A 25,430-nucleotide genomic window follows, 5' to 3' on the forward strand; every position below is an offset into this window, starting at 1 on the left:
ATTCAAGTTAGTATATATAGCTTATCTTAAACTCCTCTGACAATATCATATGACATTTTCCTCTCAGCAAGCTCCAAAAACCGATTCTTATTTAAGTATCTAGACCAATACCACGCTAAAAATCAGGATTACTTTTATTTATATTTCACAATCACGAGGGTTCAAATGAGCGATATTTTACGGAGAGGACGCTTATCTTCAACACCTGATGAAGATATGCTTAATTTTACATCATCAATGTCTGCTGACAAATGGATATTTGAGGCAGATATCCTTGTTGACATGGCTCACACGGTCATGTTGCATGAACAGAGAATCATCAAAGAGGACGATTGCAGCAGTATTCTGGCAGGACTGCTGAAAATCAGGGAAGAAGGCATTGAGCAGCTTGACCACAGTTATGAGGATATCCATATTTCACTGGAGTCCAGACTAATTGACATGGTAGGCGAGGATACAGGAGGAAGAATGCACTCCGGTCGCTCCCGAAATGATGAGGTTGCAACCTGTATCCGTATAAGACTCAGGGATGAACTTCTCTCCCTGATGGAGGAACTTTCAGGTCTTAGAAATATTCTTCTTCAGCGTGCATCTGAGAACACAGAAACACTCATGCCAGGATTTACTCACCTGCAGCATGCACAGCCAACAACTTTTGCACATCACCTTGTTGCACACTCAGATGCTATTGGCAGGGATATTGAGCGTGTTATCAGTGCATTCTCAAGGGTGAACAAATCCCCACTGGGATCAGCAGCTTTCGCATCGACCGGTTTTAATCTCAACCGTGACAGGACATGTTCACTTTTAGGATTTGATGCTCTTCTTGGGAACTCAATGGATGCTGTAAGCACTCGTGACTTTTTGATAGAATCTGCATCTGTGATGTCCAATATTATGGTGAACCTCAGTAAGATGGCAGAGGAAATTATTATCTGGTCAAGTTCTGAATTTTCCTTTGTTGAACTTGATGATATGTATGCATCCACATCATCAATAATGCCACAGAAGAAAAACCCCGATTCTGCTGAACTTGTCAGGGGAAAGGCAGGTACGGTAATCGGTTCACTCATGGCTCTGCTTTCTCTCTGCAAGGCACTTCCTTTAAGCTACAACCGTGACCTTCAGGAAGCGACTCCAAATATGTGGCGTGCAGTTGAGACTACCAGGAGTGCTGTCCGTATCACAAAAGGTATGATAGCTACTATGAATGTGAATGCCGAAAGCATGGCTGAAAAGTCAGTTCTTGGTTTTACAACAGCAACGGAACTCGCAGACACTATGGTAAGGGCTGGTGGAATTCCATTCAGGACAGCCCACCAGATTGTTGGCGTACTGGCAAGAGGGGATGGAAACCCTACACTTGCTGATGTTGATGCAGTAGCAAAGGATGTAATTGGTGAAACTTTGAGCAGTCGAGGCCTTACTGAGGAAATGGTAAAGGAAGCCCTAGATCCTGTTCTTAACATCAACAGGCGTTCAATCACAGGTGGTCCTGCACCTTCAGAAATGGAAAAGGCAATAAAGACCCGTCTTGAAGATCTTGAAGGTACAAAGACAAGCATCTCAGAGCTGAACGCCGGTATTGAGGAATCATTGAAGGTTCTTTACGGAATTGTTGAAAAGTATACAGGACAAAAGGCTTGAGATACTTATTTACATTTAATTCCTATCATAGAGTTAGAATTAATATTCAGATTTGACTTAGACTTACAGGTAATCAAGTGATGATCATGGATTATGAAGAGGGCGACAGAGTAAAGGTCGAGAAGTCCGGCGTGGAATACGAAGGCATTGTAATGCCAAGTACAACCGGTCATATTATTATAAAGATGGTCAGTGGATACAATGCAGGTATCGAACCTGAGGGTGCCACTGTTACAGTAGTACAGAAGAAAGCTGACATGGAAGAAACTGCAAAAAAAGCAGTAAACGAAGTAAAACCTAAAAAAGGTCTTCCAAAGGTATCCATACTCTCAACCGGTGGAACCATTGCCAGTAAAATAGACTACAGGACCGGTGCTGTAACATCACAATTCTCAGCAGATGATATCCTGCAGGCAATTCCTGAACTTACTGAGATCGCAAACTTCAGTGGCAAGGCAATCTACAACATCCTTTCAGAGAATATGAAGGCAGACTACTGGCAGGAGCTTGCCAGGGCTGTTGTTGAAGAGATCAAAAATGGAGCCGACGGAATTATTGTTGCCCACGGTACTGACACCATGATGTATTCAGCAGCTGCATTGTCATTTATGATAGACACTCCTGTGCCAATCGTGTTTGTAGGTTCCCAGAGAAGTGCTGACAGGCCAAGCAGTGACAATGCCATGAATGCAATTTGCGCTGCAAAGGTTGCTGTAAGTGATATTGCAGAAGTGACCGTTGTTATGCACAGTGAGTCATCAGATGATAAGTGTTCAATACACCGTGCAACCAAGGTTCGCAAGATGCATACATCCAGAAGGGATGCTTTCAGATCAATTAACTCTGAACCAATAGGATATGTCGATTATTCCACCGGGGAAATTACAACCGGTCTTTCCTATGTAAAGAGGAATGAAAGGGAACTGACACTTATGGATTCCATCGAACCGAAATGTGCCCTTGTGAAATTTACTCCTGGTTCAAGCTCTGATATTCTTGGTTACTTTATCGATGCTGGCTACAAAGGAATCGTCATTGAAGGTACTGGTCTTGGACACGTATCTACAGACTGGATTCCACATATAGAGAGAGCCACCGAACAGAAGATCCCCGTGATAGTCACTTCCCAGTGTCTTAACGGCAGGATATGTGACAGGGTATACGACACAGGCAGGGACATCTTAAAAGCCGGAGCAATTGAAGGCGAGGATATGCTTCCTGAGGTTGCACTTGTTAAGATGATGTGGACTCTTGGTCAGATACAGAATTATGATGATGCAGTTGATATTCTTAAACAGGATATCAGGTGCGAGATTAATGAGAGGAGCCTTGAATAAAGGTTCCAATGTTTCATTTTGTAAGAGTTCTTTAGGACTGCTAAATTGTTGCATAAAATGTCAAATCATAGCTTTTATTGTTATGATTATTCCACTTTTTTGAATACTTTGTAGTTACTATTATGGTGAGTTATGGTCTGCTCAAGTTTCTTGTAATTATTATTTTTGTTTCATGTATATTTTGCCAAGACGGGGACATCTGCTAAAATTACACTGGATAATAAAATTTATTTACATGATATTCCTACTACTTATAGAAAAGGAACAATTATGAAATCTATTGACAAGAAATTTATTGTTGTGGGAACTATCATATTTATTGCGTTGATATTATTTATTCTGTACATGCCTTTTTTATTCATGGGTCCTGAATCTCCTTTGTTTGTAATTCAAAACCATGATACTACTAACCATTCTGTAGCCATTGAAATATTAAATTCAGATAATAACTCTTTGATGAAGGAAACATACAAACTGGAAACAAACAGTGATGTTTTCCAAAAAAGACCTTTCTTGTTGAGCCTGCCATTGTCAAAAGATGAATTTACATTTAATATTGCTGTAGATGATACTAATATGGGTTCATATCTTGTCGAAATACCGCATCCTCATACAATGGTTGATATACAATTATATTTTGAGGATTATACAGGAAATATTACTCCTGTCTCTGTGGAGGTAGTGGCAGTTGAATAACAATTGCCAAACATTTTATTTAGGAGGGTATTTACTAATTTTTTTTCTTAGCTTGAATATCCTTTTCTCCAACAATCGTTTACTGCTTGTTTAATTACAATATTTATTATTCATTTATAATCTTAAATGAATTAATATGTAAAATCAATTTACTCTCCCACATAACCATTATTTTAGAGTATATTCTGATTCATTATCTAAAACCTCAATTCGAAAACCTTTATAACGAATAAATTAGCTATTGAAGCAAATCAGTCTATTATATTAATACAATACTCAGGTGAATATTATGACATTAGCAAATCTCAGGACACACTATGCGTCACAGATTAAACCCGAGGAACTCGGTGACCAGAAGGTTACCGTGGCAGGATGGGTTCACGAGGTCCGTGACCTTGGTGGAATTTGTTTTGTTGTGGTCAGGGACCGTACAGGCAAATCCCAGATCACACTGGTAAAAAAGAAGACAGACCCAGAACTTCTGGAGCAGGCAAGAAAGCTTGTGAGGGAATCCGTGGTTTCAATTACAGGAAGCGTAAAGCCGGAAGGAAAAGCACCAAACGGTTACGAGCTTATTCCTGATGAGATAACACTTCTCAACGAGGCAGACTCACCACTTCCAATGGACACAACCGGAAAGGTAGAAGCTGAACTTGACACCCGTCTTGATTCAAGGTTCATTGACCTCAGACGTGAGAGAACAACATCCATTTTCAAGATAAGACACGAAGTCCTCAAGGCAGTCAGAGGCTACCTTACAGACAACGGATTCATTGAAACTTCCAGTCCAAAAGTTGTGGCAACAGCAACAGAAGGTGGAACATCACTCTTCCCAATCACATACTTTGACAGGGAAGCTTTCCTTAACCAGAGTCCACAGCTCTTCAAGCAGATTCTCATGTCAGGTGGACTTGACAGGGTATTTGAAATTGGTCCTATCTTCAGGGCAGAAGAACACGACACCCGCAGACACCTTAACGAAGCAACATCCATTGATATCGAAGCAAGTTTCTGTGATCACTTCGATGTAATGGAAGTCCTTGAGGAAATGGTTGCTTACGTCTATGAGCAGGTAATTGAGAATGCATCCGATTCACTTGGAGTTCTTGATGTTGAACTTAAGGTTCCACAGGTGCCATTCAAGAGAGTAACCTATGATGAGGCAATTGAGATTGTCAACGCAAACACAGACGAGATGCTTAACTGGGGAGATGACCTTGGAACAGCTGCCGAACACGCAATCGGTGAGTACGTATTCAAGGAAACAGGGGAATCGCATTACTTTATCATCGACTGGCCAACAGAGATCAAGCCATTCTATGCGATGCCATATGAGGATAACCCGATTCTGTCAAAGGGATTTGACATGATGCACAGGACAATGGAACTTTCATCCGGTGCACAGCGTATTCACATTCCTGAACTTCTCATCGAGAGAATCGAGTCACAGGGTCTTGACCCTGAAGGATTCGAGTTCTATCTCAAGGCTTTCAGATATGGTATGCCACCACACGCTGGTTGGGGTATCGGTTGTGAAAGACTTGTTATGACTATGCTGGGTACTGAGAACATTCGTGATGTCGTACTCTTCCCAAGGGACAGGCGCAGACTTTCCCCATAATTCTTTTTAAGGTGATACTTATGAAGGAAAGGAATCCAACAGGAGAAAGTCCTGAGAAGAAAGCTGCAGGAATTGCTGCAGCAGACCTTGTGCAGGATGGCATGGTTGTCGGTCTTGGTACCGGTTCAACAACAGCCTACACAATAGCCGAACTTGGCAGGCGTGTTGACGAAGGTCTTGATATCCTTGCAGTTGTAACATCATACCAGTCAGAAATGCTTGCAATTCAGGCAGGAATCACTCTTACATCACTTGCAGAACATCCAAACCTGGACATTGCCATTGACGGTGCAGACCAGATTGATAAAGGTCTGAATGTCATCAAAGGCGGCGGAGCAGCACACACACGTGAAAAGGTTGTTTCACGTTCTGCAGAGCGTTTTGTTGTAGTTGCAGATGAGTCAAAATATAGCGAACAGCTTAATCACTATGTGCCTCTGGAAGTACTTCCATATGCAAAGGAGTATGTTTCACAGCAGGTGTGCAGGATTGGCGGAAAGCCTGAGCTTCGCCTTGCAGCAAGAAAAGACGGTCCTGTAATAACAGATAACGGTAACTTTGTAATCGATGCAAGTCTTGGAACAATTGAGAATCCTGTTGTAACAGCAGCTATTCTTTCCCAGGTTGCCGGAGTTGTGGAACACGGAATATTTACCAATGTAGACGAGGTTTACATCGGTAAGAAAGACGGTTCCGTAGAAATAATGGCCTGATCTGAAAAGATCAGGTTTTATTCAATTTATTGTTATTCTTATTTTGTTTATTCTTCGCCTTCAAAAGGACAGGCACACATTTCAAATAATGCCTCTTCTCCTGTGTGTGACCCTCTTGCAATGAGTATGTCTCCGGCTTTTACAACAGTTCTCTTATTAGGTCTGTAGACCCACCGGTCATCTCTTTTTATAGCCATCACATGCACGCCGGTTTCAGTTTCCAGCTTCAACTGACCAAATGTCTTCTCAATTATCGGTGAACAGTCCTGAACTACAAGTTTAGTTATAACTTCATCTGATTCCCTGACAGCGATTGTGATGATCGGATGCAGGTCGATGTCTCTGAGAACCGTATCTGCAATTGTGTATGCTGCATCTGAAATTGCCTCTGCGGAGTTTGCAAGCTGAAGAAGTCCTCTGAGAATATTAACATCGGGCACGTGTTTTGCAGTTTCAAGTACCCAGTGCTGGAGTTCATGCTTCATGCTGTCCATTTCAGATTCAAGAGCCTTTACTTCATGGGCTATGTCTTCATTATCAAACAGAAGAGCAGAATATGCAAGTCCTACTGACAGTTCTCCCATGTTCTTCATTTCCACAATTATGTCAACGGCTCTCTCAAGGTCGATAAGGAATCTTTCATGTTCCATGGTCCTTGGTACATATTTGCGGTTTGTAACGAGCTCTATAAAAAGTGGTACACCTTCGTCATGTCCTCTGGAAAAAATAACGTCATCAGGTCTTATGCGGGTTGCATGATTTGGATCGTATATCCATTCGTCGTTGCGGCGTATGGCAATTATCCACATTCCGGCTTCGGTGTCAAGTTCAATATCTTCAAGGTTCATACCTGCGAGTTTTGAATCTTCACTAACCGTCGCTCTTGTGATGGTTTCCTCAGCTTCTCGCATTGCCAGTTTTAACTCCATTGGAATGCCTATGTCTCTGAGTACTATCTGAGCAATATCTCCTGCTGCGTTGGCAATATTTTCCGATGCACGTGCAACCTGGAGCACTCCTGACATTTCCTCTGCTTCCTCAACACGTCTTGTGCTGAGCATGGCAGCTATCTTCATATGATAGTCAAGCGTGTCCATCTTTCCTTCGAGGCGAACCACCTCTTCCGCAATATCCTCGTCATCATAGACCATGGCTGAATATGCCAGGTCTACCATGAGTTCGGATGTATCCTTCATCTCTATCAGGAGGTCCTTGAGATTACGTGGAACATATCTTATTTCCTTTGGACTCATAGATTTCTACCGTTCATTGTATTCTAAATATGTATTTACTTGTTATATATTTTGTATTTATATCAGATTATATAAGGTTCATGATGTGCATAGCCATAAAAATACCGCTGACTCCTATAAGGTCACCAAGTGTGGCGATAAGAGGAATTACTGTATCATCGGGGTCAACACCGAATCTGTGAGATGCAAATGCAATGGCTATAGTGGCTGAAAATACTGCCAGAAGTTCAAATGTACCTGCGAGGAGGCAGAGTGCCAGAAGTGTCAGGAATGAGATTCTCATGTCAAATAGCATTCCGGTTATCCAGACGGTGATACTGACAAAAACACATGCAACAAGGCCAACTATAATGGCAGCATAGACGCTGTTCCTGACAACAGGACTCCTGTGCAGGTGACTTCCAAGACCCATGTGGAAGGATGAGGAAAGTCTTGCTCCAAGCATGCTGCCGGTGTCTCCACCGATTTTGATAAGTGCCGGTATAAGCACCAGTATTATTGGCATTGATACTATCTTGTCAATTTCGATATTTAGTATCTGGCCTGAGAATATGCCTATGATGGATGTTACCAGAAGGATTGGGAATCCCCTTCCAACTATGCCTTTGACTGTATAATAGGTCATATCATAAGCACCACCTTTGCAGCCATGAAGATCATTACCATGGATACTATGTCACCGATGGTGGCAATAGCAGGCGTTACAACGTTGTCCGGATCAAATCCGAAACGAAACATACCAAGTGCCAGCAGCACTGCAACAACTGAGAGAATAAGTCCTGAAGAAACTCCTGCCAGAACTGCGATAAGCGTAAGAGTGATTGCACCTGCACTTTGCATTCCAAGTGCAATAGTTATTATATGGCCGGTAATTCCAAGGATCACCGACATGATAAAACTTAGAAGAAGGGAGCCTGATACATTATTGACTAGCTCTGGATTTCGGTCAATTTTTGTAATAAGACCCATGTGTATGGCACTTCCAAGACGGGAACCAAGGGTGCATGAGATGTTTCCACGCATACCAAGTACTGCCGGTGTTATCACAATAAGTCCTGGAATTAGTTCCAGTTCATTGCTCATTCCTGAAAGAATAAGCCCGGATATTACTCCTCCTATTGTTGCCATGAGTTCAAATGGCAACGCCTCACGCACTATGGAGCGGACACTTCCGTAATCTCCTATGTATTCCTCGACGACTTCTATTTCATATTCTTCGTCTTCATCACTTGTGTCGTAAGCCATTACAATGCCCTATTTCACTTTGTTATTATTTATACGTATCAGGCATCTATGAGCTTTTTCTCATAGTTTCTTCCTTCTATGGTTAAGCATAAAACTAATGTTCTCCTTTCCAGAAACGAGGAAATCCCATGTTAAAACATATAGTTATGTGGAAATTGAAGGAAAGTGCAGAAGGTAACAGCAAAGGTGAGAATGCAAAACTCATGAAAGAGAAACTAGAGGCTCTTAAAGCGAAGATACCTGAGATAGGTGTTATTGAAGTAGGAATTAATGCTATTCCTTCAGATGCTGCTTATGATGTTACTCTTTATTCTGAGTTCAGTGATGAGTCAGCTTTCAAAACATATCAGGTTCATCCTGAACACCTGAAAGTTGCTGAGTTCGTTGGAAAGATCAATGATAACAGGGTAGTTGTAGATTATTTTGTCTGATAACTTCACATTTTTATTATCTTTATTTTTTATTTTTCTGGTTTTTAGATATTGGGGCTGAGGTATGACTATGAGAAGGTCTGAGAAACAGATTATAGACAAGGAGACGTTAGGGACTATCCTCAATAAATCCATAGTGTGCAGGATAGGTATGTGCAGGGACAATATCCCGTATGTTGTGCCAATGAATTTTGCATACCATGGCAATGCTCTTTATCTGCACGCTGCAAAGGAAGGTAAAAAGCTTGATATGATGGCTGAGAACCCCCATGTCTGCTTTGAGATGGAATACAAGGCGGAAGTTTCTCCTGCACCGACTAGCTGTGGCTGGAGTATGAAATATTACAGCATCATAGGATGGGGAAATGCTTCCATTCTCAACGATCCTGAAGATAAAACCAAGGCTCTGAACCTTTTAATGGATAAGTATGCAGACGAAACTAATGATTCTTACCCGGACAGCGTTCTCAGCAAAACTGCCATAATTAAGGTTGAGATTACTGAACTTACGGGCAAGTTCTCAGGTTATTCCAAACCTTCCACTTGCGGCAGTGGAAATGAATGATTTTGTCCTTTTGCTTTTAAAGGATACTCACCAATCCGGGTATATTTTTAAATTTATGCCGGATTTTTCTGTGATAGACACATTTTAATCCTTTTTTCCAGCTAATCCATCAATAAAGGTTATATACAACTAGTTACATCTAGGGGTTGCTCGAGGGCGAAAGCGCCACCGAACAACTTAATCGCAAAACAATGGGCCCGTGGTCTAGCCGGTTATGACATCGCCTTTACACGGCGGGGGTCATGAGTTCGAATCTCATCGGGCCCACCAAAATTACTCTTTTCTATTGCTATTGTTTCTTGGATTAGTGAGAGCTGGATTTCGACTGATTGAAGTCTGGATTCGAGGTCTGAGTTACTGCTGGGTTGTATAACTTGGAGTTCGCCGTCAAATTCTTCTTCTAGAGATAGAATGAATACAGGCTTGCCGTTGTACTCGGTTTTGAAGATATGGGCTGTTTCTCCGATTATTTCTGTGTATGATTGTGGGAGTCTTATTAGAGGATATGTGATGTCTTTTTTAGGGCTGAGCCTTGTGATTTTAGATTTGCCTATGGATTTCATTGAGTTTTACCTTCTTAATAGAGAAAAGTTGTATAATAGTTATATAATTATTGATTGGGCATTAATCTAAATGTTGGAATGCGTACCTTTGTCATCGCAGTTTTTAGTATTCCAAATCCTGCAATGAATGTCCATTCAACGATGGAGTCATGGAAGATGGTAACAAGATCAAGTGCCAGCTGAAGCTCTCAGTTCTGATGGAACACGAAGATCCAAACAAGGTATACGAAGTAAAACTTCCATACGGTAGCTACATCGAGTTCTCCAGGTACGTCAGGGAACTCCATGCAGCAAAAACCGATGTACCTTTCGTTATGACCAAGATAACCAAGATCGAGAACCCATCAGGAAATGGCGGACTCTTTACATTCGAGAGAGGCGAGGACATTGAAGGTGGTGCAGGTGAAGAGGAAGCAGCTCCGGAAGAAGTTGTCCTGACAGAAGCTGAGGAAGAAGCACTCCTTAACCTCATAGCAAAAGCTGAAGCCCTGGGTGAGCCAATCGATGAGGACTTCGCAGTAGGAATGCTGATGAAGATCAAAGACCTTGCAGGCATTTCCAAGGAGAGAGCACAGGCTGTTGTAGCTACCGCTGCAGTAGACGGCGTAATCGGCTAATCCTAGTCGGAGGAAAAACGGATGGATGAGCTTGACGAGGCTTTTCAACAAGTCCTCGAAGAGAAGCTCATGGAAGATCTCGAACTTACCGAAGCAGATTTTGAACGTTTCAAGCAGATGAGAAGCATCACCATGCCGGAGATCTACGACTTGAATATCATCCTGGATGATACAATAGTCGGAGAACATCAGGCAAGGATGAGTCTTTTCACTATCTTTATCCTGTCGAAGATCTGCACATATGTCAGCGGACCTTCAGCAGGTGGTAAGACTGCTCTGATGGATGCAGTACTTGACACCCTAATGCCAGGAGACGGAGTAGTGGTCGAAGGTGGTTCAGACAAGGCTATCTTTGACAAGGAACGTGAAATAAAAAAGGCCAGGTATGTAGAGATCCGTGAGCTTAACAAGGTCAACCAGATCTGGCTTGAGATCTTCAAGTCATGGGGAGAAGGCAAAGAGTATGTTTATGAAAGAGCTCAGATACAGGGGTTCAACAAAAAGTTTGTACTACCGCCAAGACCATTCGTGGTAAGTCGTGCAGACGAATCCGCAAACGACTATGACGTTGGTGCTGAGTTCAGGTCCAGAATGGTTGAGATATCTGTCGATGGTTCTAAGGAGCAGACCGAGAGTGTCATGGACAGGCAGGCAGAGAATGTTGAGAATCCTTTCGATGTCAAACAGGTCGATAAGGTGTTCAAAGCCTGCCTGAAATGGCACATCAGTAACATTCCTGAGTTCGATGTGATCGTTAACCCTGCTGGTGGAATGCTGAAGAAGTATATCCCGACAGTCTTCACTACTGCTAGGCGTGACTTCCCTAAGTATCTCGCCAACTGCGAGGGTATAGCAAGGTTCTATCATAAGGATAGAATGATCACTGATATTAACGGTCAGAAAACGCTATTCGTAACACCGAAGGACCTCTTCCTGAATCACTATATCTTTGGTACTTCTCTGATAGCATCAGCTTTGCGCTGTTCACATCTTGAAAAGCAGATGATTAAGGTTATAGAGAAACATGGTGAGGTGACTAAGCAGGAACTTCAGCGGTATTTACGTGGCTATAAATACTGCAGGATACAAGAAGGTGATGCAGTAGAAATGTTGATGATGGGAACATTATAATTGTTATTAACAGGTTTTGCTCCATCGATTACTGCTGGTAAACCGCTAGGAAATAATAAAAGGAGTCCTAACCTCTCTACCACTCGAAACTATGACAATTGAGTATTCAGGAACCTAAAAGGCTGATCAGGGACATATTGTGTTAGTTGTGTGCAGTGGGTAGCGGTAATCAGTCTGTACCAGCTGGGAGGAATATCATAATTGGTACTAATAAATATCGTCCATATGGCGAAACTGCTGTGAAGCTTATCATTACAAATAATATTGATAGATATTTATTCTCTTTCTATCCGCACTGTTGTTCAGCAGACTCTTAGTTACCAGTAGGCAGTTGCGGCAAATCAGGACGTATAAAGGGTGTAAATTCATCAAAATCGAGAAAATTTATAAGAAAATCCTCTCATTCGGTGCATTTTTATGTATAAATATGTACATTATACGCCATAATTGTCACAATTATATTGTTATAATCAGTATAATGCGAAAATTATTTAAGTCTATAACGCATATATAGCAGTATAAAGCAGTCCCCCACAGTCCGCAAGTACTTCTAAGTTGTGTTAGGGGGGTTCAGTGGCGGTTACTATACATTACTCCTAAACTGTTAATAACCGCTGCATAGACTGATATAAACTCTTAATAGCGGTTGTTATTTCTATTCTACACCCTGAACCCGCTAGTTATAACCTAATACTTATAGGATATTGCTAAGACATTGTAAGTATGACTGATATAAACCGTTAATAGCGGTTGTTACTTCTATTCTACATCCTGAACCCCCTAGTTATAACCTAGTACTGCTAAGACACTGCTTATGTATAGCCCAAGACTATTTCTTAATGTGTCTATAAGACATACCATAGATAACGTTGTACAATTAAGATTAGATATCTCAGGTTTAACGAGAATCAACCCTTAAACTGCTTAGAAAACCAAAGATACGTTTCCATTAGTAAAAAACAATTTTGTTAATATAAGGTCTATGATTAATCCATTTTGCAGGTTTATGATCTCTCAAAATTAAGGCAAAAAATAACGGCTGTAGGGGAGAAAAGCTTCATAGATTCAACGAACTCCTTCCCATGTAGGGTAACTATACACTCAACCCTTTCAAACGATTCTATAGTTAAAATTCTACGTAAAACAACTGGGAAAATATGATTATTTAATGCCAATATTCACCCTGAACCACCTATTCAGTATAACTGTCAGGATTAGGGGTTAGAATAAAAGTGATTTTTCTTTTTTAGGGGGTTCCCCTAAAATACGCTTTGTCCGAAAAATAGGGTATTTATTGGACAATGACCCCGAATATTCGGACAAAAGCATGAATTTTCGGACAAAGCACTTATGGATATAATGCATATATACTATACAAAATAATTTTACGGTATCACATATAATCATGTGAAGTAACTAATCAAAAATAGGGAGTGTTTGCAATTAAAAGTAATAAATCAATAATTATATCATTAAGCATTTTGTTACTAATCAATTTATCTTTTGGATGTATTGACCAAGACTCAACTAAAAATTCATCTATGCAATCAAGTAATAACACATCAATAAATTTAGATATTAATTATTCCGAAATTAAACTCCTCCCACCATATAATGAATCAAAACCTGAATGGCTCAAAACAAATGAATCTAATATAGCTAGAATTGCACTCAAGGATATTCGAGTTCAGCAAATGATTCAAGAAGGAGGGACAATCATAGGAGTAACTTATTCATGCCATCCAACTTATGAAGGATATGACGGAATCGGATGTGCTCCTGCCTTAAAAATTAAATCTAAGTCTGAAAATGAGATCGTAGATTTCTTAGTTGATGAAGAGAAGGAAGTAGTAGCTGAAACCGTTACAGAAATTACATATAGTAACTAATACTTTTCTTTTTTATACATATGGGAATTGCGATTAACTGCTTATTTTTTAAAGCAAATTTTGTTGACTGATTTTTTAAGCATTCCTCTCTATCTTCAGCGGCTTGCTATTATTCATTGAGATACTTTATCGGACAAAAATCCGATTTTTCGGACAGAATCATGAATATTCGGACAAATTGATTTTTCGGACAAAGCGCCTAAAATAGTAACCTTTTTATAAATGGTTCAAACAATAATGAAATATTCTTTATCAGTTCTAAATATGCTTATTGACACATACAAGAGGCTTTAATACGTATCTCAATCCTTAATTTCCCCTACGTTTAACAAAATGGAGTTCACAGTTATATGTCACAATTAGAAAGTATTGAGGCAATCGAAAAACGTCTCTGGAAAAGCGCAGATAACCTGCGTGCTAATTCTAACTACGCCAGTAATGAATACTTCATGCCAGTTATGGGACTGATATTCCTTCGACATGCCTATAGCCGTTACTTAAATGTCAAGGATGATATCGAGAAATCCCTGCCAAAACGTGGTGGTAAAACAAGATCACTCACAAAAGAAGATTTCTCTGGAAAAGGTGCTATTTTCCTAAAACCAGAAGCTCAATTTGATTACTTGGTTGAATTGCCAGACAGTGAAGATAGATCACAGGCAATTTTTGATGCAATGGAATCAATAGAGGAAGATTATGAGACTCTGAAAGGAGTTCTTCCCAAAAACGAGTACAAGGAATTGGATAATGAGGTTCTTGGACAGTTACTAAGGACTTTTAATGATTCTGCACTTAAGAAAGCGACAGGAGATATCTTTGGACGTATCTATGAATATTTCCTCACTGGATTTGCTGACCAGAAAGCCCACGATGGAGGAGAATTCTTCACTCCTGTTTCACTGGTTCAGACAATTGTAAATGTCATTGAACCAGAACATGGTAAAGTGCTTGATCCTGCATGTGGTTCTGGCGGAATGTTTGTTCAGAGTGCTCATTTCATCGAACACATGAATAAGAATCCAACAGAAATGGTCACATTCTATGGACTGGAAAAGAACCCCACAACCATCAAACTTGCAAAGATGAACCTGGCAGTACATGGTCTTGAAGGGAATATTCAGAAAGCAATCACCTACTATGAAGACCCTCATGAGATGGTTGGAAAGGCTGACTTTGTGATGGCAAATCCCCCATTCAATGTTGATGAGATTGATGCTGAGAAGATAAAGAATGACCCACGTCTTCCTTTTGGTCTTCCTGGAGTTAACAAGAAAAAGAAAGTCTCCAACGGCAACTACGTATGGATCAATTACTTCTACAGCTATCTCAACGAGAATGGCAGAGCAGGATTTGTGATGTCATCTCAGGCATCCAGTGCTGGAGGAGATGAACAAAAAGTCAGACAGAAACTCATCGAAAGTGGCGATGTTGATGCCATGATATCCATTCGTAATAACTTCTTTTATACAAGGGCAGTACCCTGTGAGCTCTGGTTCTTGAATCGCAATAAGCCTGAAGAGTACCGTGATAAGGTTCTCATGATCGATGCTCGGAACATCTATCGAAAGGTGACACGTAAGATCTATGATTTTAGTCCTGAACAGGAAAAGAACATAATTTCTATTGTCTGGCTATATCGCGGCCAAACAGAACGTTTTCTTGATTTGATTGATAGTTACTGCAGAAGAATGCTTGAGGAAGGCCATTCATGTTTTGAGAGTATAACTGAAGATGGAAAAGTCCAGCCATTACCAGCATTTGTTGGTGCGATCAAAGAACTCTATCAACCACTGAACCACTTCATCGAGACGCTTAGCGAAGATGCAGATAAACCAGAAGCATTGAATGAACTCAACGAAAAACTTCCATTATTCATTGCTGATGTTGAGGCTTTCAAGAACAATTTGAACGAGCAACAGTCAGGATATGAAAGTGAAAGTGAAGGAAGAGTGAGCTTCAATCAAGCTGTTGAAGAACTAGAGCCACTTGCTGAAACAAGCCGTGATCTTATCAAAGATGCAGACTTGATTTACAAACTCATATCTCAGCTCATTGATACTTGTGAAAATGAATATAGTGCCAAAGAAAGCAAAAACTGGTCCAGTAGAGATGTAAACAGTAAGCTCAAAGAAACAAATGAAGCACGCCATTTTGCTGTAGAACAACTCAAGAAGATTCGCTATTTCTATCGACATGCACACTGGCTCACCTCCAATTTCCCCGAAGCAAAATTACGTGATGTAGAAGGCTTGGTGAAGTTGGTTGATATTAGTGAGATAAAAGATAATGATTGGAGCCTGACTCCTGGACGTTATGTGGGTATTGCTCCAGAGGAAGAAGATGAAGACTTTGATTTTGAGGAAACAATAAATGAAATTCATATTGAATTGGAAGGACTCAATGAAGAAGCTGTTGAATTAGCTGCAATTATTAAGAAGAACTTTGAGGAGCTGGGAATCTGAAAATAATAACTAAAAAGGTTCCTTTAGATGAAGTTATAACTTTGCAACGTGGTTTTGATTTGCCTACATCCAAGAGAGTTGCTGGATCAGTCCCTGTGGTAGCTTCCAGGGGTATTACTGGATATCATAATGAATCAAAGGTGAAAGGTCCAGGTGTAGTTATTGGACGCAGTGGAAGTATTGGAGGCGGTCAGTTTATCCCTAATGACTTTTGGCCACTTAATACAACACTCTGGGTTAAAGATTTCAAAAATCATAATGAGCGCTTTATTTACTATCTCTTGAAGAATATTGACTTCACTACATTTAATGCTGGGGCTAGTGTACCCACACTAAATAGAAATCACTTATCCAGCATCTTGATTCCATTGTTTAGTCTGGAAGCAGAAAGAGAAATTGCTAATATACTTTCTGCATACGATGATTTAATTGAAAACAACCAGCGCCGCATAGAGTTACTCGAACAGGCAGCCCGTTTGCTTTACAAAGAATGGTTCGTTAATCTTCGTTTTCCAGGTCATGAGCATGTCAAGATCATAGATGGTGTTCCTGAGGGGTGGCATACAAAAATTATTGATGATGTATGTGATACAATTGGAGGCGGAACTCCTTCTACTAAGAATCCAGATTATTGGGATGGGGGAGATATCACGTGGGTAATTCCTTCAGACATAACAAAAAATGATTGTCTGGTACTCATTGATTCTGAGAGAAAAATAACGGAAGCAGGTCTCAGATCATCTTCTGCACGCATGGTCCCCTCTGAAACGATTCTGATGACCAGCAGAGCTTCAGTCGGGTTTTTTGGATTAATTGAAAAAGAAGTTTGCACAAATCAAGGGTTTATTAACATTATCCCTCATGAAGAATGGCTTCGTATGTATTTATTGTACAATCTCATGTGGAGAGTTGAAGAAATTCGTGCACATGCTGGAGGCTCAACATATAAAGAGATTAGTAAAGGTCGTTTTCGTCAAATGCCAATTATAGTTCCAGAAAAGATGATTGCAAAAGAGTTTTACGATTTTTCATATCAAATACTCCAGCAAATTCGAACATTAAAAAAACAACAATTCAAATTAAAAGAAGCCCGTGACCTTTTGCTTCCTAAATTAATGAGTGGGGAGATATCTGTATGAGTGAAACCGTATTTACAAAAGTTGACTACGATCTTGGATCACTTGTTAAATTCATATCGCTTGGTGAGATTGGTCTTCCAGATATCCAGCGACCTTTTGTCTGGAAGAATGCCAAGGTACGTAATCTATTCGATTCGATGTACAAGGGATATCCAGTAGGATATCTACTTTTCTGGCAGAATGGATTAGCTGCTGATTCCCGTACAATTGGAACCGATACAAAACAAAAGGCACCAAGACTTGTTATTGTAGATGGTCAGCAGCGATTGACTTCTTTGTATGCGGTTGTTAAAGGTGTACCAGTCATCCGTGAAAATTATGAAAGCGAACTGATCCGTATTGCATTTAACCCACTTGAAGAAAAATTCGAGGTTGCAGATGCAGCAATCCTACGGGATCCTTCTTACATATCTGACATTTCAGTCCTATGGAATCAGGAAACTGATTTGTTCGAAGTTGTTGATAGCTATTTAGGAGGTTTACGGGAATCACGTGAGGTTATGGATGAACACGTAAAGAAGGTACGTAAAGCCATAACTAAATTACAGGGTCTTTTGAGCTTTCCTTTTACTGCTCTTGAACTGGCGGCTAATATCTCGGAAGAGGATGTATCTGAAGTTTTTGTTAGAATCAATAGTGAAGGTACATCACTGAATCAGGCTGACTTTATACTGACTTTAATGTCAGTATTCTGGGAAGAAGGACGCACTGAACTTGAAATGTTTTGCAGAGATGCAAGGAAACCATCTAAAAGTGGTCTATCATCATTCAACCATTTCATTGAACCAACACCTGATCAATTGTTAAGAGTAAGTGTAGGAGTAGCTTTCAAACGTGCGAGGCTGAAGTATGTTTATTCTATTCTAAGAGGAAAAGACCTCGAAACAGAAACGTTTAGCGAAGAAAGACGAGTAGAGCAGTTTGAAGCACTTAAAGAAGCACAATCTAAGGTACTGAACCTTCAATACTGGCATGACTTCATGAACTGTGTCCGTCAGGCAGGCTTCAGAAATGGTAAAATGATTAGTTCAAAGAACAATCTCTTGTTTGCCTATATGCTCTATTTGATAGGAAAAACTGAGTACAGAATTGAAGAATTTGATCTACGCCAAGCCATAGCCCGTTGGTTCTTCATGTCATGTGTAACAAGTCGCTTTGCAAGATCACCTGAATCTGATATGGAGTTTGATCTTGCACGTTTCCGTGATGTAAAAGATGGAAAACAATTTATTAACATTTTAGAACAGGTTTGTGATGTAACTCTTACTAATGATTACTGGAGTGTCACATTACCCAATGATATGGCAACATCATCCTCACGAAGTCCTTCTTTATTCGCATATTATGCATCCTTGGTTCTACTAGATGCAAAAGTGCTTTTTTCAAAAACCAGAGTATCCGAACTGTTGGATCCTTCAATTCAAGGAAAGAGATCACTGGAACGGCATCACCTGTTCCCTAAAGGATACCTTAAAAATAACGGAATAACAGGTACTCGTGATACAAATCAAATTGCAAACTATGCACTTGTGGAATGGGGGGATAACCTTAAGATATCAGATCAAGCACCCTCTGAATACCTTCCTGACTTTAAATCACGTTTCACACTCAACGAACTAACTCGCATGTATTACTGGCACGCTTTACCAGAAAATTGGGAAAATCTGGACTATCGTGATTTCCTTGAAAGCCGAAGGGAACTAATGGCAAAGGTCATTGCTGAAGGCTATAAGACTCTGCAAACAAGTGCAGATACAGATACAAATTTCGAAGAATTTGATATTGATAGCCTAATCCAGAATGGCGAATCATCTGCAGTGGAATTTAAGTCCACTCTGAGGACAAATCTTCACACTGGAAACAAAGACCCTCGCATGGAACGTGTCGTTCTAAAGACATTGGCAGGTTTTCTGAATACTAATGGAGGCAGTCTTATAATCGGTGTTTCAGATGATGGAAAAGCTGTGGGCATTGATGCCGATGATTTCCAGAATGAGGACAAAATGAGTCTGCATTTAGTAAATATTGTTAAAAGCAGGATGGGACCACAGGCAATGACCAGCATACATCCACACTTTGAAGACTATAACAGTTCAAGAGTAATGGTACTCAAGTGTGACAAAGCGAATGCACCAGTTTTCTTAAATGATGATGGTACCGAACGATTCTATATCCGAACTGGTCCTTCTACAACCGAACTTCCACCCAGTCAAACACAGGATTATATAAGGCAGAGGTACTCCTGATGACGCAAAAGTACAACGAGGATACTTTAGTGCAGCAGACAACAGCAAACTATCTGCACGATGAACTTGGATGGAATTCAGTTTATGCCTACAATACTGAAGTTCTAGGCCATGATGGTACCCTCGGTCGTACAAGTGAAAAAGAAGTAGTACTAACTCGTTATCTAAAAGAAGCACTTGAAAAATTCAACCCTGAACTCCCCTCTTCTGTATATCAGGATGCTATTAGTCAAATCGTTGATTACTCTGTTACTCAATCAGTTTTGCAGATAAATCAAGACAAGTACAGGATGCTCAAAGATGGGGTACAGGTTCAATTTAGAAATGACAAAGGTGATCTTGTAAAGAAACGCCTGAAGGTTTTTGATTTTGATAATCCCGGAGAGAACCATTTCCTGGCAGTCCGCGAACTCTGGATAAAAGGGTCAATTTACAGGAGAAGAGCTGACATAATAGGATTTGTCAATGGCATACCTTTACTATTTGTTGAATTAAAGAACGTTCATAAAGACATACGTAAAGCCTACGAACAGAATTTTTCAGACTACAAGGATACAGTCCCTCATCTTTTCCACCATAATGCAATAGTTATGATCGGGAACGGTATTCAATCAAAGATTGGGTCATATTCCAGCAAATACGAATATTTCCATGAATGGAAACGGCTTGCAGAAGAAGACGAAGGAATCGTTGACATGGAAACGATGCTGAAAGGCATCTGCAGTAAAGACAATTTCATGGACATATTCGAGAACTTCGTTCTGTTTGATGAAAGCTCAGGAAAAGTGGCTAAGATCATAGCTAAGAACCATCAGTATCTTGGAGTCAATCGTGCAATAAATTCGGTAATTAATCGAAAGCAGCTTGATGGAAAACTTGGTGTTTTCTGGCATACACAGGGAGCAGGAAAATCATATTCAATGGCTTTTTTCACACAAAAGATCCATCGTAAGCTTGGTGGAAATTTCACATTCCTTGTATGTACTGACAGAACTGATCTTGACAATCAGATATACAATACATTTGCAGGTTGTGGACTGGCTGATAATGACCGAGAACACTGCCGTCCAAAGGATGGAGAACAACTGAAACAAATGCTTGGTGAGCACAAAGCCTTCGTATTCACTCTGATCCAGAAGTTCAACAAGAAGATTGACGGAGATCCCTATTCCACCAGGGAAGACATAATTGTTCTCTCCGATGAAGCACACAGGACACAATCAGGACTGCTGGCACGCAACATGAGAGATGCACTGCCAAATGCCAGTTTCCTTGGATTTACAGGTACACCACTGTTCAAGGATGATGAACTGACAAAGCGTATCTTTGGTGGTTATGTCTCAACCTATGATTTCCAGAGAGCTGTTGAAGATAATGCCACTGTACCACTCTATTATGATGCAAGAGGTGACAGACTTGGAATCACTACAAGCGATATCAACGAGCGTATCGCTGAAAAATTAGAGGAATTTGAGATCGATGATGTGGATGTAACCCAAAAACTTGAAAGAGAACTCAAACGTGAATATCACATCATCACCGCTGAAAAACGACTGGATCAGATTGCAAGAGACTTCACAAATCATTATTCAACACAATGGGAATGTGGTAAGGCCATGTTGATCTGCATCGACAAGATTACCTGTGGTCGAATGTACAATTTAATTGCTCATTACTGGCAGGAAAAGATTGTTGAGCTTGAAAAAGAACTGGCTACTATCCAGGATGAACAGGAAGAGATTCAACTCCAGAACAAGATAAATTGGATGAAAGAAACTCTTATGGCTATAATTATAAGTGAGGAGCAGGGAGAGGTTGACAAGTTCAGGAAATGGGACATTGATATCACTCCTCACCGAAAGCTGATAAAAGAAGGCTTTGAAACCGCAGATGGAAAAAGAATTGATGTAGATTCTGCCTTCAAAAAGGAAGAGCATCCATTCAGAATAGCTGTTGTCTGTGCCATGTGGTTAACAGGTTTTGACGTACCAAGCCTGTCTATTCTTTACCTTGACAAACCTCTGAAGGCCCATACCCTAATGCAGGCTATAGCCAGAGCCAACCGTGTGAACGAAGGCAAGAACAACGGATTGATAATCGATTATTGTGGTATCCTTAAAAATCTCAGGAGTGCTCTGGCAGTCTTTGCAGGTCATAAGGGTAGCGATATGATCGATGGTGAACCACAGCCAGAAGTTGACCCTGCAAATCCAACTGAGAAACTTCTGGATGACCTTACGAATTCAATCGATATGGTACGTGAATATCTTTTATCGCATGATTTCCGTCTTGAGAGAATCACTGAAGAAACCGGCTTCAGACAAATAAATGCCATCGATGAAGCAAAGGAGATCATCAATCAAAATGATGAGACACGTAAAAGATTTGAGATAATGGCTCGTGCTGTATTCCGAAAGTTCAAGTTCTGCTTAAGTGAAAAAGGCATAAACGATTACAGGCAGTCATATGAAGCCATCAATATTATCTATAAGATGCTTCAGAAATCAAGAGAAGAAGCAGATATAACAGACATCATTAAAGAGCTGCATAGGATCATTGATGAATCTGTTAAACCCACAGATGATGAAATTGGCGAATCTCGAACTCCTTATGATATTAGTAGAATTGACTTTGACCTTCTGCGCAGGGAATTTGAAAGGTGCAAAACTAAGAACACAGTTGTCCATGACATGAAAGAAGTCATAGAACAAAGACTTCAAAGAATGATGCGACAGAATCCTTTGCGCATGAATTTCCAGAATCGATATGAAAAGATTGTAAGTGACTACAACAATGAGAAGGATCGAGTCACCATAGAACAAACTTTTGAAGAACTACTGAAGCTTGCTGAAAGCTTGGATGATGAATCAAAACGTTACATACGTGAAGGTCTTGATGAAGAAAGTCTTGCTATTTTTGATCTTCTGATCAAACCAGATATCTCAAAAGAGGATATCAAAAAGATTAGGCAGGTAGCATCTGAACTTCTTTCTCACTTAAAAGCTGAGAAGTTGAATATTGATAACTGGAGAGAAAAAGAAGCGACCAGAGACTCCCTCAAAACAGATATAAAAGACTGGCTTTGGGAGGAAACCACAGGTCTTCCTGACAGTTATTCAGACAATGAAGTTGAGATTAAAGCAGAAGCGGTCTATAATCATATCTTCAGAGTTTATGATAGTCCTAATACATCAACTTATGCTCCGGCTTAAATATACAGCTCAGATGATGAACTGATTCTAATAACCACACCAATGTGGTTAAAACTATAGGGGACTTTGATTAACTCTTCATTTTATTTCTTTTTGAAACATCAGGTCTTAATTCCTTCCTCTTTCCCTGACTTCACGTATCTAATATTCGTTCTTTCAACATCCTCACAATGGGTATTCCAAGTAATCTTCAAAGATGTTATAGAGTTACTTGTGGACAAGAATAATAAAGGATTCTACAACGATTGTAGAACCAATTAATTCGTTACATAATTATCATTCACTTTCTGGCAATGTTCTCTCAAAAAGATAGGTTGTACCAAGTGAATTCTCTTTCTCAACACGTGTAATTGTAGTTATCACATCTGGAACATCTAAATTTTGACCTATCAGTGATTTTATGTAACGGGAAAAATTTACTCGTGCACTATATGGAATATCTAGGATGTATTCTTTTTCAGAATCTTCATGCTCTAATGTAAGGATACAGCTGTGTTTGCACTTGAAATTTTTACCATTTTCATCTAACCCATACACATATTTGCATTTACTACAAAGTCTTTTTTCGGAAGAGTCCTTGCCAACCAACTCTCCAATCTTACCGTCTGATGACTTACAAACAAGTTTCCGGTTTTTGTTTAGTCTTCTTGATACTTTAGCATCAATGATTCTGAAATTTTTAGGCACATTTATAGGAAAATCTTTTTTTGCTTTTAATTGTATTTTTTCTTTGATATCTGTTTTTGACATACCATCATTCCATTAATAGAGATTTATGATTTTTTTTCTTCTTGAACACTTACTCAATAATTGTGTCAGTTAAAAAATTGCTTATTAGATATATAGATTTTTGTTTAGAACAATATAAAGAAAATTCAGTTGAGCGTTAAAAGTCATATGGTCGAATCAATGTCCTGTAGGCTTCTTTTCAAATGACGCCTATATGAGGCGAAGGTTTGTGGTCGTTATTCCTGGAAGATAATATTTGTTCGATTTCCAACCTTCTGTATACATCTGGTTCAAACTGTGCTTCTTTCAATAAGTTATTGGGTAATAAGTAATAGCTAAAAAACGTAACTCTAATTCTTGCAGACATCAAAAAAGTAAAACAATAATCCTAACCATAAAATATTTAGATATATAAACAATAAAAGATTTGCTTGTATTAAATCACTTTTTAAGGTGTAAAGATGGGGATTGAAAATAGGTACAGAGGGTTTGAGTTGGCTTCTCTTGAAAAAGAACTACTCTTTAATAGAGAGAATATAGGTTTTGTTAAAATAAATAAGAGAACTAAAAGCTTTTTTCAGTTAACTGCCTCACCTTTTCTAGAAAATAAAAAAGAGGAAATCTTTGTTCCTTTAAATTGTCCCATGCCTCCAGATGGTAAACTCATAGAGGTTTCTGTTGCAAAGACCGAAGATCAGATATTTGGGAAAATAAATAATTTATCTAAAATTATCATAAAGTATATCGACTCATGGAAGGAAATGGATTCCTCACAATTTGCAAAGAAATCCAATCTAATTCGACCACAAGAATTTGTTGATTTTTTTTCAAAGCAGTATAAAAGTCAGTTTGGTATGATTGAAGATATAGCAGAATGTACAGCTTTGTATGCTTTAGGTTCCCCTCAATTATTTGATGAAAAAGGAGGGTTAAGTGCTTCTGTTATAGGTAAAAGTGGTCAATGGGATGGTTTCTATAGATCAATGGCATTCATTCCCCGAGATTTTAGAAAAATATCATCACGAAATCAATACCAAATGTCTAAAGCTGAAAAACCAATACATTCTAACGAAAGTATTGAAATTTCTTGTGCATTTCATGAGCCAAAAGAGACGCGTGTACACGTTGCACTTCCTTATGAACCTGAAATACGTCCTGAACGAGACGAGTGGTATAAAAATGATGTCCCATTAATGAGGGGGTTTTTGATAAACTCTTTATTGATTGAACCAGAAATCCCAGATACATTAGAGAAAAAAGTAACTGATGCGCTTTATGCTATTGATTGGGAATACAAAAAAAGCAAAGAGGTAGCCTATAAACAAGATTTAGGTTCAGCAATACCTAGACTTTGTCGTTCAATTGCGAGGCTTGAAAGAGGAGACACAGTAGACAATAAAAATGTTAATGAAATAGTTGATTTATGGGTGGACATGCACAGAAAAGCTCAAAAAATTGGTGCTACAAGATCATTGAACACAAAAATAGCTGATATAAGTGTCAGAGGAAGAGTTTTATTCAGGAAGCTAGAGGATGTCTACGGTTTTGACACCTTTTTTGATGTAAAAGAAGCACAAAAAGAAATTACTTTATCCCAAATTGATTTTGAAGATGTATTTAAAGAATTGAGAATAAATGGATATATCTATCGTTCAAACAAAGGTCTTTTTAAATTAATAGATATTTAAAGTTTTATGCCTAATTACCTCAGAAATTAATTCCATTGATTTAACGATTCTCTCACGTGCTTGTTTATAGTGAATGATTTATCTCCTTTTCTTTTTTCTTCATATAATGCTATGTACCCTTTGAGAAACTCTATTTTTTCATTGAACACGCTTGAAAGAGAGGGTGCAGGTGCTTGCTTAACTCTTACGTCCAATTTCTTTTCTTTCAAACACATCTTTAGTTCTAACCATGATTCTTGTGCATGA

The 25,430-nt window shown here is 39.4% G+C and carries 20 protein-coding genes and 1 tRNA gene; 16 read left to right on the top strand and 5 right to left on the bottom strand.

The genetic code is table 11. The features are described from left to right. Positions 1-165: 165 nt before the first annotated feature. From argH to rpiA, 5 genes are all read left to right on the top strand, one after another. On the top strand, positions 166-1,647 hold the full coding sequence (gene argH / locus V7O61_RS06750) for an argininosuccinate lyase (RefSeq protein WP_288070280.1): 1,482 nt from the start codon (positions 166-168) through the stop codon (positions 1,645-1,647). A gap of 86 nt (positions 1,648-1,733) precedes the next feature. Next, entirely contained in the window at positions 1,734-2,984 is a 1,251-nt protein-coding gene (gatD, locus tag V7O61_RS06755) for a Glu-tRNA(Gln) amidotransferase subunit GatD (protein ID WP_407282336.1), read from the top strand. A gap of 270 nt (positions 2,985-3,254) precedes the next feature. Further along, positions 3,255-3,680 (top strand): hypothetical protein, encoded by a 426-nt coding sequence (locus V7O61_RS06760; RefSeq protein WP_407282335.1) that lies wholly within the window; start codon positions 3,255-3,257, stop codon positions 3,678-3,680. Between the two features lie 289 nt (positions 3,681-3,969). Beyond that, positions 3,970-5,301 (top strand): aspartate--tRNA(Asn) ligase, encoded by a 1,332-nt coding sequence (gene aspS, locus V7O61_RS06765; RefSeq protein ID WP_407282334.1) that lies wholly within the window; start codon positions 3,970-3,972, stop codon positions 5,299-5,301. A gap of 20 nt (positions 5,302-5,321) precedes the next feature. Further along, positions 5,322-6,014, top strand: a complete 693-nt coding sequence (gene rpiA / locus V7O61_RS06770) for a ribose-5-phosphate isomerase RpiA (RefSeq protein ID WP_288068226.1) — start codon at positions 5,322-5,324, stop codon at positions 6,012-6,014. A 47-nt stretch (positions 6,015-6,061) separates the two neighbouring features. On the opposite strand, the gene V7O61_RS06775 is transcribed toward rpiA, so the two are convergent. From V7O61_RS06775 to V7O61_RS06785, 3 genes are all read right to left on the bottom strand, one after another. Beyond that, positions 6,062-7,267 (bottom strand): potassium channel family protein, encoded by a 1,206-nt coding sequence (locus V7O61_RS06775; protein WP_023846410.1) that lies wholly within the window; start codon positions 7,265-7,267, stop codon positions 6,062-6,064. Positions 7,268-7,334: 67 nt separating this feature from the next. Continuing rightward, on the bottom strand, positions 7,335-7,892 hold the full coding sequence (locus tag V7O61_RS06780) for a magnesium transporter (protein WP_023846411.1): 558 nt from the start codon (positions 7,890-7,892) through the stop codon (positions 7,335-7,337). Then, on the bottom strand, positions 7,889-8,512 hold the full coding sequence (locus tag V7O61_RS06785) for a magnesium transporter (RefSeq protein ID WP_023846412.1): 624 nt from the start codon (positions 8,510-8,512) through the stop codon (positions 7,889-7,891). The genes V7O61_RS06780 and V7O61_RS06785 overlap by 4 nt, the downstream gene beginning before the upstream one ends. Positions 8,513-8,640: 128 nt before the next feature. Here V7O61_RS06785 and V7O61_RS06790 point away from each other — a divergent pair, with 128 nt between their 5' ends. From V7O61_RS06790 to V7O61_RS06835, 10 genes are all read left to right on the top strand, one after another. Beyond that, complete coding sequence (locus tag V7O61_RS06790) at positions 8,641-8,943, top strand: Dabb family protein (protein WP_023846413.1); 303 nt, start codon at positions 8,641-8,643, stop codon at positions 8,941-8,943. A 64-nt stretch (positions 8,944-9,007) separates the two neighbouring features. After that, positions 9,008-9,508 (top strand): pyridoxamine 5'-phosphate oxidase family protein, encoded by a 501-nt coding sequence (locus V7O61_RS06795; RefSeq protein ID WP_407282333.1) that lies wholly within the window; start codon positions 9,008-9,010, stop codon positions 9,506-9,508. 193 nt (positions 9,509-9,701) lie between these two features. Further along, positions 9,702-9,778: transfer RNA gene (locus V7O61_RS06800), tRNA-Val, on the top strand. A 442-nt stretch (positions 9,779-10,220) separates the two neighbouring features. Beyond that, positions 10,221-10,688, top strand: coding sequence for a hypothetical protein (locus V7O61_RS06805; protein ID WP_407282332.1), 468 nt, complete (start codon positions 10,221-10,223; stop codon positions 10,686-10,688). Between the two features lie 21 nt (positions 10,689-10,709). Beyond that, positions 10,710-11,819: a hypothetical protein gene (locus V7O61_RS06810; protein ID WP_407282331.1), complete on the top strand. Its 1,110-nt coding sequence runs from the start codon at positions 10,710-10,712 to the stop codon at positions 11,817-11,819. Between the two features lie 1,481 nt (positions 11,820-13,300). After that, a complete protein-coding gene (locus V7O61_RS06815) occupies positions 13,301-13,708 on the top strand; it encodes a hypothetical protein (protein ID WP_407282330.1) in 408 nt (135 codons plus the stop codon). Positions 13,709-14,058: 350 nt separating this feature from the next. After that, the gene (locus V7O61_RS06820; RefSeq protein ID WP_407282329.1) at positions 14,059-16,170 is read left to right on the top strand and encodes an N-6 DNA methylase; all 2,112 of its coding nucleotides are present in this window, start codon (positions 14,059-14,061) and stop codon (positions 16,168-16,170) included. Positions 16,171-16,211: 41 nt separating this feature from the next. Next, positions 16,212-17,309, top strand: a complete 1,098-nt coding sequence (locus tag V7O61_RS06825; RefSeq protein WP_407282328.1) for a restriction endonuclease subunit S — start codon at positions 16,212-16,214, stop codon at positions 17,307-17,309. Beyond that, complete coding sequence (locus tag V7O61_RS06830; RefSeq protein WP_407282327.1) at positions 17,306-19,555, top strand: DUF262 domain-containing protein; 2,250 nt, start codon at positions 17,306-17,308, stop codon at positions 19,553-19,555. The genes V7O61_RS06825 and V7O61_RS06830 overlap by 4 nt, the downstream gene beginning before the upstream one ends. Next, positions 19,555-22,767 carry a type I restriction endonuclease subunit R gene (locus V7O61_RS06835; protein ID WP_407282326.1) on the top strand — a complete coding sequence of 1,071 codons (3,213 nt, stop codon included), beginning with the start codon at positions 19,555-19,557 and terminating at the stop codon, positions 22,765-22,767. Before V7O61_RS06830 ends, V7O61_RS06835 begins: the two co-directional genes overlap by 1 nt. A 276-nt stretch (positions 22,768-23,043) precedes the next feature. Here V7O61_RS06835 and V7O61_RS06840 read toward each other — a convergent pair whose 3' ends face one another. Further along, the gene (locus V7O61_RS06840; protein ID WP_407282325.1) at positions 23,044-23,517 is read right to left on the bottom strand and encodes a hypothetical protein; all 474 of its coding nucleotides are present in this window, start codon (positions 23,515-23,517) and stop codon (positions 23,044-23,046) included. A 440-nt stretch (positions 23,518-23,957) separates the two neighbouring features. On the opposite strand from V7O61_RS06840, the gene V7O61_RS06845 reads away from it, so the two are divergent. Next, on the top strand, positions 23,958-25,184 hold the full coding sequence (locus V7O61_RS06845; protein WP_407282324.1) for a hypothetical protein: 1,227 nt from the start codon (positions 23,958-23,960) through the stop codon (positions 25,182-25,184). A gap of 26 nt (positions 25,185-25,210) precedes the next feature. Here the strand turns inward: V7O61_RS06845 and V7O61_RS06850 are convergent, their stop codons facing one another. Continuing rightward, positions 25,211-25,393: a hypothetical protein gene (locus V7O61_RS06850; protein ID WP_407282323.1), complete on the bottom strand. Its 183-nt coding sequence runs from the start codon at positions 25,391-25,393 to the stop codon at positions 25,211-25,213. Between the last annotated feature and the right edge of the window lie 37 nt (positions 25,394-25,430).

This window comes from Methanolobus sp. WCC1, from assembly GCF_045690315.1.
GTDB lineage: Archaea > Halobacteriota > Methanosarcinia > Methanosarcinales > Methanosarcinaceae > Methanolobus > Methanolobus tindarius.

What these genes read in the sequence shown, in the direction of transcription:
- argH (WP_288070280.1), top strand. Translation starts at nt 166, where the DNA reads ATGAGCGATATTTTACGGAGAGGACGCTTATCTTCAACACCTGATGAA.
- gatD (WP_407282336.1), top strand. Translation starts at nt 1,734, where the DNA reads ATGGATTATGAAGAGGGCGACAGAGTAAAGGTCGAGAAGTCCGGCGTG.
- V7O61_RS06760 (WP_407282335.1), top strand. Translation starts at nt 3,255, where the DNA reads ATGAAATCTATTGACAAGAAATTTATTGTTGTGGGAACTATCATATTT.
- aspS (WP_407282334.1), top strand. Translation starts at nt 3,970, where the DNA reads ATGACATTAGCAAATCTCAGGACACACTATGCGTCACAGATTAAACCC.
- rpiA (WP_288068226.1), top strand. Translation starts at nt 5,322, where the DNA reads ATGAAGGAAAGGAATCCAACAGGAGAAAGTCCTGAGAAGAAAGCTGCA.
- V7O61_RS06775 (WP_023846410.1), bottom strand. Translation starts at nt 7,267, where the DNA reads ATGAGTCCAAAGGAAATAAGATATGTTCCACGTAATCTCAAGGACCTC.
- V7O61_RS06780 (WP_023846411.1), bottom strand. Translation starts at nt 7,892, where the DNA reads ATGACCTATTATACAGTCAAAGGCATAGTTGGAAGGGGATTCCCAATC.
- V7O61_RS06785 (WP_023846412.1), bottom strand. Translation starts at nt 8,512, where the DNA reads ATGGCTTACGACACAAGTGATGAAGACGAAGAATATGAAATAGAAGTC.
- V7O61_RS06790 (WP_023846413.1), top strand. Translation starts at nt 8,641, where the DNA reads ATGTTAAAACATATAGTTATGTGGAAATTGAAGGAAAGTGCAGAAGGT.
- V7O61_RS06795 (WP_407282333.1), top strand. Translation starts at nt 9,008, where the DNA reads ATGACTATGAGAAGGTCTGAGAAACAGATTATAGACAAGGAGACGTTA.
- V7O61_RS06805 (WP_407282332.1), top strand. Translation starts at nt 10,221, where the DNA reads ATGGAAGATGGTAACAAGATCAAGTGCCAGCTGAAGCTCTCAGTTCTG.
- V7O61_RS06810 (WP_407282331.1), top strand. Translation starts at nt 10,710, where the DNA reads ATGGATGAGCTTGACGAGGCTTTTCAACAAGTCCTCGAAGAGAAGCTC.
- V7O61_RS06820 (WP_407282329.1), top strand. Translation starts at nt 14,059, where the DNA reads ATGTCACAATTAGAAAGTATTGAGGCAATCGAAAAACGTCTCTGGAAA.
- V7O61_RS06830 (WP_407282327.1), top strand. Translation starts at nt 17,306, where the DNA reads ATGAGTGAAACCGTATTTACAAAAGTTGACTACGATCTTGGATCACTT.
- V7O61_RS06835 (WP_407282326.1), top strand. Translation starts at nt 19,555, where the DNA reads ATGACGCAAAAGTACAACGAGGATACTTTAGTGCAGCAGACAACAGCA.
- V7O61_RS06840 (WP_407282325.1), bottom strand. Translation starts at nt 23,517, where the DNA reads ATGTCAAAAACAGATATCAAAGAAAAAATACAATTAAAAGCAAAAAAA.
- V7O61_RS06845 (WP_407282324.1), top strand. Translation starts at nt 23,958, where the DNA reads ATGGGGATTGAAAATAGGTACAGAGGGTTTGAGTTGGCTTCTCTTGAA.